The 10,239-nt window shown below is 28.9% G+C and carries 11 protein-coding genes; 8 read left to right on the plus strand and 3 right to left on the minus strand.

Features of this window, described 5'->3' with window-relative positions; translation table 11 throughout:
- Nucleotides 1–34 precede the first annotated feature (34 nt).
- The 3 genes from DR980_RS15500 (at nucleotide 35) to DR980_RS15510 (ending at nucleotide 3,364) form a co-directional block, all read left to right on the plus strand.
- Nucleotides 35–748, plus strand: a complete 714-nt coding sequence (locus tag DR980_RS15500; protein WP_113637795.1) for a LytR/AlgR family response regulator transcription factor — start codon at nucleotides 35–37, stop codon at nucleotides 746–748.
- 309 nt (nucleotides 749–1,057) lie between these two features.
- On the plus strand, nucleotides 1,058–1,261 hold the full coding sequence (locus DR980_RS15505) for a hypothetical protein (protein WP_113637797.1): 204 nt from the start codon (nucleotides 1,058–1,060) through the stop codon (nucleotides 1,259–1,261).
- Nucleotides 1,262–1,351: 90 nt separating this feature from the next.
- On the plus strand, nucleotides 1,352–3,364 hold the full coding sequence (locus DR980_RS15510; RefSeq protein WP_146779255.1) for a tetratricopeptide repeat-containing sensor histidine kinase: 2,013 nt from the start codon (nucleotides 1,352–1,354) through the stop codon (nucleotides 3,362–3,364).
- Nucleotides 3,365–3,481: 117 nt separating this feature from the next.
- Here DR980_RS15510 and DR980_RS16395 read toward each other — a convergent pair whose 3' ends face one another.
- On the minus strand, nucleotides 3,482–3,628 hold the full coding sequence (locus tag DR980_RS16395; protein ID WP_167400575.1) for a hypothetical protein: 147 nt from the start codon (nucleotides 3,626–3,628) through the stop codon (nucleotides 3,482–3,484).
- Between the two features lie 842 nt (nucleotides 3,629–4,470).
- Here DR980_RS16395 and DR980_RS16660 point away from each other — a divergent pair.
- Both DR980_RS16660 and DR980_RS16665 read left to right on the plus strand, forming a co-directional pair.
- The gene (locus DR980_RS16660; RefSeq protein ID WP_315166268.1) at nucleotides 4,471–4,704 is read left to right on the plus strand and encodes a hypothetical protein; all 234 of its coding nucleotides are present in this window, start codon (nucleotides 4,471–4,473) and stop codon (nucleotides 4,702–4,704) included.
- Between the two features lie 59 nt (nucleotides 4,705–4,763).
- A complete protein-coding gene (locus DR980_RS16665) occupies nucleotides 4,764–5,144 on the plus strand; it encodes a TraM recognition domain-containing protein (RefSeq protein ID WP_317047952.1) in 381 nt (126 codons plus the stop codon).
- 859 nt (nucleotides 5,145–6,003) lie between these two features.
- Here DR980_RS16665 and DR980_RS15520 read toward each other — a convergent pair.
- Together DR980_RS15520 and DR980_RS15525 are read right to left on the minus strand one after the other, a co-directional pair.
- On the minus strand, nucleotides 6,004–6,312 hold the full coding sequence (locus DR980_RS15520; RefSeq protein WP_113637801.1) for a hypothetical protein: 309 nt from the start codon (nucleotides 6,310–6,312) through the stop codon (nucleotides 6,004–6,006).
- Between the two features lie 5 nt (nucleotides 6,313–6,317).
- Complete coding sequence (locus DR980_RS15525; protein WP_113637804.1) at nucleotides 6,318–6,725, minus strand: hypothetical protein; 408 nt, start codon at nucleotides 6,723–6,725, stop codon at nucleotides 6,318–6,320.
- Between the two features lie 1,620 nt (nucleotides 6,726–8,345).
- Between DR980_RS15525 and DR980_RS15535 the strand changes: the two genes are divergently transcribed.
- From DR980_RS15535 to DR980_RS15545, 3 genes are read left to right on the plus strand one after another with little or no spacing between them, the layout of a single operon-like run.
- Nucleotides 8,346–9,566, plus strand: a complete 1,221-nt coding sequence (locus tag DR980_RS15535; protein WP_113637808.1) for a hypothetical protein — start codon at nucleotides 8,346–8,348, stop codon at nucleotides 9,564–9,566.
- Nucleotides 9,567–9,615: 49 nt separating this feature from the next.
- Nucleotides 9,616–9,933: a hypothetical protein gene (locus DR980_RS15540; RefSeq protein WP_113637810.1), complete on the plus strand. Its 318-nt coding sequence runs from the start codon at nucleotides 9,616–9,618 to the stop codon at nucleotides 9,931–9,933.
- Between the two features lies 1 nt (nucleotide 9,934).
- Complete coding sequence (locus DR980_RS15545) at nucleotides 9,935–10,180, plus strand: hypothetical protein (RefSeq protein WP_113637812.1); 246 nt, start codon at nucleotides 9,935–9,937, stop codon at nucleotides 10,178–10,180.
- Nucleotides 10,181–10,239 lie beyond the last annotated feature (59 nt).

The following is a 10,239-nucleotide window of genomic DNA, read 5'->3' on the forward strand; positions in this document are numbered from 1 at the left end:
CTAGATTGCAATACTCTTATTTTAGATCTACAGTATGCGTTTTTCTTTTCTCATTATTGACGATAACACAACCACAATTAAGGAAACTTTAGAGCTCTTCGAAAATTTCCCAAATTATTTTTGTGTTGGTATTGTCAAAGATAGTCAAACTGCCATAAATCAAATTATAAAAGTAAAACCACAACTCGTATTGAAAAGAATTCCTATCAAATCTAATGAAGGGAATTTATCATTCACAACGATATCTGAACTATTCCAATATGTTGACACAGTGCCCTATTTTATCGGATTGGCTTCATCTCCAGATTATGCCCTTGAAGCTATTCAATCGGGATTTTCCGACTATATAGTAGACCCATTGCTCTTGCATCAATTAGGAAAAAGTCTTTTTAGGTTTGAAAAAAGAAATCCACCCGCCAGCATCACAACTATTTGCATTAAATCCTATAGCGATTATCAATTTGTGGCGCTACAAGATATTGCCTATTTAAAAGCGGACAACAACACAACAGACATTCAATTATACAATGGCAAAACCGTAAATGCTTATAAGACTTTAAAGCATTTTGAGAATACTTTACCATTCCATTTTTTGCGAATTCATAAAAGTTACATTGTCAACATTAATCATGTATCCAGAATACATTTCAGCAAATCAAAATGCTACCTTAATTACAATGAAATTCTACCCTTCTCACTAACCTATAGGGATAATATTGATGCCATTATCAGAAAAACAAATATTTAGTCCTGATAAAATTTCTTTCTCAAAATACATGGTTTCACCATTTAGATTCACTCTTAAACTATTGTAGTAATCTGGTTCACTATAACCTCCCAAAAACAGAAAACAACACGGTTTTTTACCCGTTAATTTGCCCCAGTTATAACGCAACAGAAGCTTTTAAATAAATATTGAGAATGGGGAAAATCTGCCTTTATGCGGTGTCATTCTCAATATTATCAGAATAGCTATTTCCCAGCTTTTCTTAAAAAAAGGTACTCCATTTTGGATCAGTACCTGTGTAAAATATTTCTAATTTTTTAAACACTTTTTATGAAAAAGCTATTAATTGCTATGAGCTGTGTTGCAGCTATTATTGTATCATCCTGCACATCAGATGCTATTGATGAAACCAAAGACTTTACAAATAAAATTAATCCTGAAATCCTTTCAGTTGAAATTAAAGACTCACTGAATATAACAAATTCGACCAGCCTTTATAATGGCGATGATAGTAAAGACAAGACTAAGGGATAGAAATTACAATAGAAACCAGACAATAAATTTTAAATATGATTGTCTGGTTTTTAATCTTTATTTTTGATTCGATTTATAAAATTTTAAAAATTGAAAACGAAATTAAAGATAGCTATAATTGTTCATTTAGTTCTGCTATTGGTATCTTGTCAGAACAAGAAAGTTGAGTTTGAAAAACGTGATGACATTGTAAAGCTTTTTGAAAAGATGGACAGTAACTCGTTGAAAATCGATGAAGAGAAAAAATACATGGAAGTTATTTACCAAAAATTACGGAATTCTAAAAACGATTCTATTACAAGAAATTCATACTTTAAACTTGCTATTAAATATTATGATAATAATTCACTTGATAAGTATCTAAATGCAACAAGAGAGGTTCATAGTTTATCTGTTAAGGATAAAGATAGTACTCAAATAGCAAAATCATTATACTATACAGGAGAGTATTATCAGGATAAAACACAATTGGACAGTGCTTTTTACTACTATTCACAATCAGAAAAAATTTACACTAAAATAAAAGACACTTTAAATTCAGGTAGAGTTTCACTCTATAAAGCAGGAATATTATACGAAGCAGGAAACTATATCGAAAGTGAAATTGAAGCAATAGCGGCTTTAAGGTTACTATCAAAAACTAGCAATACCAGATTGATTTATGAATGTCATAATACGATTGCCATTTCATTAAAAGAGCTAAATAATTATACTAAATCTCTGGAATATTTTAGATTAGCTATAAAACAATTGGATAAATTAGAAATTGAAAATTATCCACAAGATAAAATTATAAATTCAAGAACCTCTTGTTATAATAATATGGGTAGAGTCTATGAGAAAATGGGGAAATATGAAGAGGCTATTCAATTATATGAAATGGGTCTAAAAACTAAAAGTTTAAAACATGATTATCCGAAATTATATGCCATGTTAGTGAGCAATCTTGGATATTCAAAAATGAAATTAGGGTTGAATGACGGCGTCGATACTTTGTTTTTTGAATCTTTAAAAATCCGAGACAGTCTTCAAATATTACCAGGTATTGTGGCTAGTAAAATAAGGATTGGAGAATATTATCTCTACAAAAAGGATACTACTAAAGCATTAATATATTTAAAAGAAGGACTTTCATTATCAAAAAAAATTAAAAGTAATTACGATATCATTCAATCTTTAAAATTGTTAACTGAAAATGACTCCAAAAACAAAATCTATTATTCCAATTTATACATCAAAGAAAATGATAGCATTCAAAATGTGGAGCGAATTACCCGAAATAAATTTGCTAGAATAGCCTATGAAACGGACTTAATAGAGGAAAAAAATGAAATACTATCCAAAAAAAATACCTCCATTATTTTTGGGTCTGGAATCATAATAATTTTATTAGGGGGCTTTTTCTCTTTATATCGTCTAAAATCGAAAAACAAAGAGTTAATATTTATTAAAGAACAGCAAGAAGCAAATGAAAAAATATATCAGCTGATGCTGGCACAGCAATCTGAAACGGAACAAGCAAGAAATGAAGAAAGAAACCGCATAGCGATGGAATTACATGACGGCATAGTAAATAGCGTTTTTACCACCCGATTTAATTTAATGCAATTAGAATCGACTTCTCCTAATAAAAAGCAGGAACTAATAAATGAACTTGAAAAAACAGAGCAAGAAATAAGAAAAGTTTCCCATGATTTGACTCAAAATCTTCTTTTTGACGATAAAAGTTTACCTGAGATTCTGATATCCTTAATCGATGCGCAACAAAACCAATACAATACTAACTTTGATCTATCTGTAGATAAATATATCGATTGGTCGGCCGTAACGAGTGCAAACAAAATACATATTTATCGAATCATACAAGAAGCCATACAAAATAGTAATAAATATTCACAAGCTGAAAGATGTTTCATAATGCTACTAAAGACAGGAGATAAAATAACCATTCGCATTTGGGATAACGGTATTGGTTTTAATCCTGAAAAAGTAAAATACGGAATAGGGTTAAAAAACATCAAAGACAGAACCAAAATATTACAGGGTGAATTAAAAATTACTTCAAGTTCAGAAAATGGAACTACGCTAGAAATAGTCTTTTAATAAATTATTCTAATAAACAAAACGATCCATTTGTACTATTCCCTCTAGGACTTCTCAGATTTTTTTTACTTAGTCCATGGTTACCTTTAAAAACAGTAGTAACTTCTCATAGAGGTCTTACCAATAGGCTTGCCGATCTTGGTCAAACCGCTTAAAGGATTTATGGGTATTGGCAAAATCTGTGAAATAGTCTGCCTGTTTTAAGGCTTCGGGGAAATTGGTAACTGTTATATTTTTTCCGTCTTTATGTTCTACTTGTATCATGATGTGAGGATTTAAAAGAGCAGGCAGGATATGTGCCTGTCCTAATTGCCTAATTAAGTATTAGTGCGTACGAACCTTTATTGACAAACTCCCAACAAAGATTAAAAGCCAACTTTTCCTTACTACCAATTATCCAATTTGAAAATCACCTTGCACACCTAACTTATTTAGGTCTTCTGTATCTTGCACACTCTTCATCACATCTAGTAAATCACAATCTGTCCTTTGTAGCCCTCTGATTTTTTTATCTTGGGAATTTCTGATCGGACAGGGCTACTAAACCGAAAGTTATAGCAAACATTTCTCCTTAATGGATTCATATAGTCTTGTAAGCGGCAACCATTAGAAATTAAAAGCCAAACTGTCTCTTTTAAGGATATCTTTTATCTCCAAAGTCGGTAGTCAATACTTTTACGTGAAATTTAAATAACCGATCACCATGAAGCCATTTACTTTTGATCAAATACCTGTAATGATTAATAAAATTGATTATAAATTGGAGCATTTGGAAAAACTTTTTTATAAGATTGTCTATTGTAGAAGAAAATATTGACGAAATTCTAAACATTCAAAAAGCATCAAAACTTTTAAATCTAACGGTATCAACAATCTATAGTAAAGTATTTAAAAAAGGAAATCCACGTCAATAAACAAGGTAAACGCATTTATTTTTACAGACATGAGTTAATGAAATGGATTAAGTCCGGTTGAGTACAAACTTATTTAGAAATCCAAAATGATATTGAAAAGAGGTCAAAAATCTAAAGTTAATACTAGATTTTTGACCTCTTTACTTTTTAACCCTAATCTCTAAATATTCCTCTGTTTATCTAAAAGATGCTATGGAACAATTGGAGCGACAAATTGCTTCCACTAAATTTGTAATGGCCCAACTTTCGTCGACCCAATTGTATTATGTCTTATTAGGAAATGACTTTACATTAGACATAAATAATCCGAAAGAACCAAAGATTGTCTGTATAAGCAACAATCACCAGAAAATTCAAATTTATGGTGCAGTGTTGTCCCTATATGTTTCTCGTTTGGTAAAACTCGTTAATCAAAAGGAAAACTAAAAAGTAGTCTGATCTTTGATAAATTCCCTACTATCTATCTCAACAATATAGACAGTCTAATTACCACAGCCCAAGGCAATAAAGTAGCTACCTGTTTGGGGATTCAAGACTTCAGTCAGCTTCGTAAAGATTATGGTCGAGAACAAGCGGATGTGATTATGAACATCACCGGAAATATTGTGAGCGGTCAAGTTAATGGTGACACAGCTAAGCAATTGTCAGAGCGCTTTGGCAAAATTATGCAGGGCAGAGAATCGATATCTTTAAATAGCGGCAAAACTTCCATCAGCCGTTCCAAACAATTAGAGTCAGCCGTCCCTCCTTCCAAAATTTCGTCTCTAAGTTCAGGTAAATTTGTCAGAATGGTTGCCGATGATCCTAACTGCAAAATTGATCTAAAAAAGATTCATTGTGAAATAATTAAAATCATAATGCGCTAAAAAAGAAGAGGCTAATTATAAAGATATTGCGATAATTCGGAAGATTGATACCGCAATGGTACAACGAAATTATTTGCAGGTAAAACAGGATTTTCAAGAGATCATGCAGTCTGAAATGGAGCGTTTGTTAGGTGATCCTGGGCTTGCTTATTTGGTGTTGAAGAATTGAGTATCCTTTTGTTATCATTTGTTTTGACTCATAATATAATGTAGAAACAAAACTTTAAAGTAATCCAAAATTCATTAGAAATATAGTACAGGCATAAATAAGTTACGAAATTCTGTCAAAAAGGTGCTATTATGTAGTTATCTGTTCGGTTTACCCAATTTTAAAATTAAAAAATTTCAATAGTCTTATTTTAAATTTTAAAAACCTTTAACCTTAATATTTTAGAACTAAATCTACCTAAAAATATAACCTATGCTTTAACAATTGCATATATTTACTTGCAGTAAATACTTAAATATTGATATTTTATAGCAAAAAAATATATCTATCATTTCACTAAACACCCTTATAAATTATTTAACATAACTTTTATTAAGTTATCCAAATCGATCAATTTTTTAGTACTTTTAGCTTGTTTACCATTCTATCCTATAGAATATATTGTAGCTTAAAGATTCAAAGAACTTGAGCTGTTATATTCTTGATAATTAATTTTTTTTGCAGAAGCAAGTATAAAACCATACACTACTTATTTAAAACCCGAAATATTGACAAACTGTAATCTTAAGGAGATTTAATTTTAATCTTTATATCTTTTTGTTGCTTTTAAATTTTTTCGTCGGTATAAAAAATCAAAGTAGTTTTCTTTTGACTAAAAACTACTTTGAAATAAATACCAACAAATTATTATCAACGTTTTCTGATGATTTTGACGATTTTCTTACTATTATCTACTTCGATACTATAATCATCTTTAATTGTATCTACAATAGATTTAAACATAGTGATATCATATTCTTTACCATCTAAACTAATTTTATTATATCCTATTGAATTTATTCTAGATTTTATTCTATTTGTTTCATATTTGCTTTCATACGCGTCTAGGGATATAGAATTAGAAGAATTTATTAAATCTTTCTTTAAATGGTATTTTTTCTGAGCACAACCTATTGTTAAAAGTATAATTAATGTACAGTAAATAATATTTTTGATCATAATTTTTAACCTTTAATTTTAGCGACGTTGCTTAAACCACAAACATTCATTAGTAATTGCGTTGCAGCACTTGCCGGTACAAAAATAGTATCTCCTGAAACATCATCTGTATAAATAGTACCGTAAGTAGCACAATCTCCTCCACTATACCATAAACCTCTTGTTGAAGTTACTTTATAAGTAGAAGATTGTTGTTTTTCAAAATAAAAAATCCCTTTTTTGTTTATTTCTTTATTGATAGCATCAATTTTTTGATACTTATCAGAATTTAAAATATTTGGATTCTGTCTAATTTTTTTATTGTTTAACATTTCAGATGCAACTAAATCTGTATTTTCTGTTTGTAATTCTTCTTTAGAACACGAAACTAATAAAAAAATAAATAAGCTAAATAAAAGTGCAAATTTTTTCATATACGAAATTACTTCCCATTAAATTAATTCGGAATACCGAAAGGACGATAACTTTAGGTACTATTAAAATTTGGTTAATGTACCGCCCCGTTGTCAGATTAAAATAAATTTAAAACCTTTTTATTTAAACTACTTGATTTTTTCCTTGAGACATCATCTTTGTAATGTTATTTTACTCTTTAATAATCAATATAGTCGGTCAAAATTTCTCCTCGAACTTCCTCATATATATGACTAAATCACACAAAACAGCTTAAATACTGGTAGATATGCGCGATTAAAATCATATAATATTTACATAATTAAAAATTATCTTACAAAATATAAAATATTTTTTATCAATCAGAAAACTTTTCTGTTTTAATATCAAGTTTATAACATCTGAACAACCATTAAAAATAGTAATGCAATAATTTTAAAATCTTTCTTCTATTATTTGTCCCGTTAATATAATTTTTTAATAAATAATTTTTTCTGTAAAATCTTTGCTACCAAATTACTATTCAATATCTAACATTCGTAAATCACTAACTTTGCTACAAAATCATTATAAAAACAATAATTACAAATTTATCTTCTATCGTATTATAGGATGGTACATATTTTCCACAAAAAGTAAAAAATTTAGCGCTACGAAAATTTGCACGAGTATGATTTACATTAATAAACATTTCCAATAAGGTAGAATGATAATCACTAATTTTTTCGAAAAATATAAATTTTGGACTCATTCCTCTCAAACATATCCCCAGTTTTTAATGATAAAATATTTATCTGTAAGAATCATTTAAGTACAGTCAAAAATTTTAATAATGTTTGCTAGTTATTATAAATATTCTGACTCTAAATTTCAAAAAATTTCACACACACTTAGTTTTAAAAATGATTAATGGGAATTCTAATACGAACTTATAGATTAAAATTGATTAGTCGTTTGTAAGTCACTAATCTTTAACAAAAAAGGTAGTTTTTAAGCATAATGTGTTAAAATATCGAAAGTTTAAATAAATTCCACTTAATGACTTCTTTAGGTAAGACTGTAAATCTATTCCCTTCTAGATCTTTTTCATACGAATAATAGGATTTGGGATTTCATTCGGTGCGAAGTCTATGATTCCCTCGGATTCTTTTATAACCTTAAAATTATGTATAAAAAACCTAACGTTTCAGTCTATATCTTTATTAAACAACTCGCTATAAAGTAATATAAGCTTCTTGAGACTTATTAGTTTTGCCAGAAAAATGATATCTCAAAAAGGCTTTCCAACAAGGGTATTATTATACTATTCAACAGTCGTCGGATCATCCGGCTAAAATATAATTGATTAATCATAATATAACTTTAACAAAATAAGTAGTAAAACTACATATTTTGTTAAAGTTGAATGTATACCAATTTTTTCTATATGTCATATCACTATGTTTATGAGAAATTTAATAAAAAATTAGAAACTATCAAGATAGTTTACAATACAATACATCCAAATAATAATTAATCTTTTGGAGCATAAAAACTAAGTTAACATTCTCCAAACTGATCTAAAAAAATTTATAAAAAGTAGAAATTTAATCAAATAGTTTTAAAATCCTCATCTAGTTCAATAATAAAATAATTTATGTATGGAAAAATTTAAAAAACAAAACCTTGAAAAAGAAAATTTCTTCAATGGAGACGATGGAATTCAAATTAATGAATTATTGGAGTTGATCAAAAAAAGCGATTATTACAATGATATTTTAGAGTATTTTAATATTGATCAAAATGATATCACGAGAATAAATATAAAAGGGGCAAAATCACTTTTCACAAAGATTAAAAACATAAATGAAAAATATGTTAAAGAAGACTTGATAAGTGACCTAAAGGACTTAAATTTTGATTATGATGGAGGTTTTGGGATTAAATTCAATAATCTTACAACTAACCAATATCTTAATAATCTTAATATTGATTCTTTCAAAGCATATCCAATTCATTCAGGTGAAAGAGATTTTTTTTCAAGTCTTTATGAAATAGACAAATATGCCTGTAAACTGATCGTTAAAGGTTTCAAAGATATTTTGGATCAGAATTTAGAACTGTTAAAAACGAAGGAACATCATTGCAAGAGGTATAGAATCATTCACGATAATGAAGATAATACTTTTTATTTAAGAGCCATAATATCTTTAGAAAGATACTACAATTACGATAATGCTTTAACAGTAGTCATAGCGCTTTTAAAACTTCACTTCGAAATGCAGTCCTCCAAAGTGAATTATGATTTGCTTTCGTTTGAATATAACGAATCGTTTATCAGAATGTTTTTTAAAACCTCCGAGACTAAAGAATTAAAAGGAGTTGGGTTATTCGAAAATGCACTTCAGGTTTCAAATGATGAAATTAAAAGGGAAGCTTTGAAATTCTCAAATATCTGCTCCATAATTTTTAAAGATACGAATAATACCGAACAAAGGCTTTTTATAAAACCAAAAGATATCAAAACCAAAGTCTTATCAATTACTCATGGTACTGGTCCAAAAAAAGCGTTTGCAAACTTGGAAGACTTTGTCAAATCAAAGAAAAACTTTGAAGAGCTGTTTAAAGAAGCAGAAGTGATTACCAACCTGAAAGATCATAAACAGATTGTTCATCTGGTGAGAACCAAAATTAATAATTCAAATACGGATCAAATCAAAATGTTTAAACAGGAATTAACCGGAATTCTTTTTAAAGAAATAAAAACGACAACCCAACTTTTAGAAACCTTCAACAAATTAATGCTTTTAGAAGGTTTAGAAATCGATGCCAAAGAATACTTAAGATATCTCATTTATGAGGCTCTAATTGATAGAAAATAATTTTTAATACAGATAACGATTAGTAAAAAAAGAACCTTTTTAAATAATTATGATAATAAAAACCTACACCGATAATCCTGGAGATTTAAACAAGCGTATAAATAAAAAAATCAATGATGGGGATTTAAAAACTTGGAACATCGTCAAAAATGATAAAGGAGAAACTCTTTATACGCATACTCCAGACCAGTGGAATGAAAAAGCAATGCCAAAGCCGTCTATCAAATCAGATCATATTGCTTTTGAAATAAGATGGTGGAATAAAAACGAACCCGATCATGCTACAAAAGGATATATTACAGGAAGATTTATTGAAATTTTGATGGTTCATTTCCGCGAACATTTTACTTATTTAGAAATCAAATAACATGAACACAATTATAACAATCTGGCATTCGGGAGGAAAAGGGAAATCAGGAACTATCCTTGCATTAGCAAATTTATTACTAAGTCAGTACCCTAATCATAACGTTATTCACGCTTCAAAAGATGTAAATCACCTTTCGGCAGATTTTTCTCTTATTATTGAAATTAATGATAAAACAATTGCTCTGGAAAGTCTAGGGGATCCAAATGCAAATTCCAGTGATATTGACCACCCAATTCCAATTTAAAGTGAGCACCTGATTCCAATTCAAAATGACCACCCAATTCCGGGGCAAAATGACCACCC

Origin of the sequence: Flavobacterium psychrolimnae, from assembly GCF_003312425.1 — a bacterium.
GTDB classification, from domain to species: Bacteria; Bacteroidota; Bacteroidia; order Flavobacteriales; family Flavobacteriaceae; genus Flavobacterium; species Flavobacterium psychrolimnae.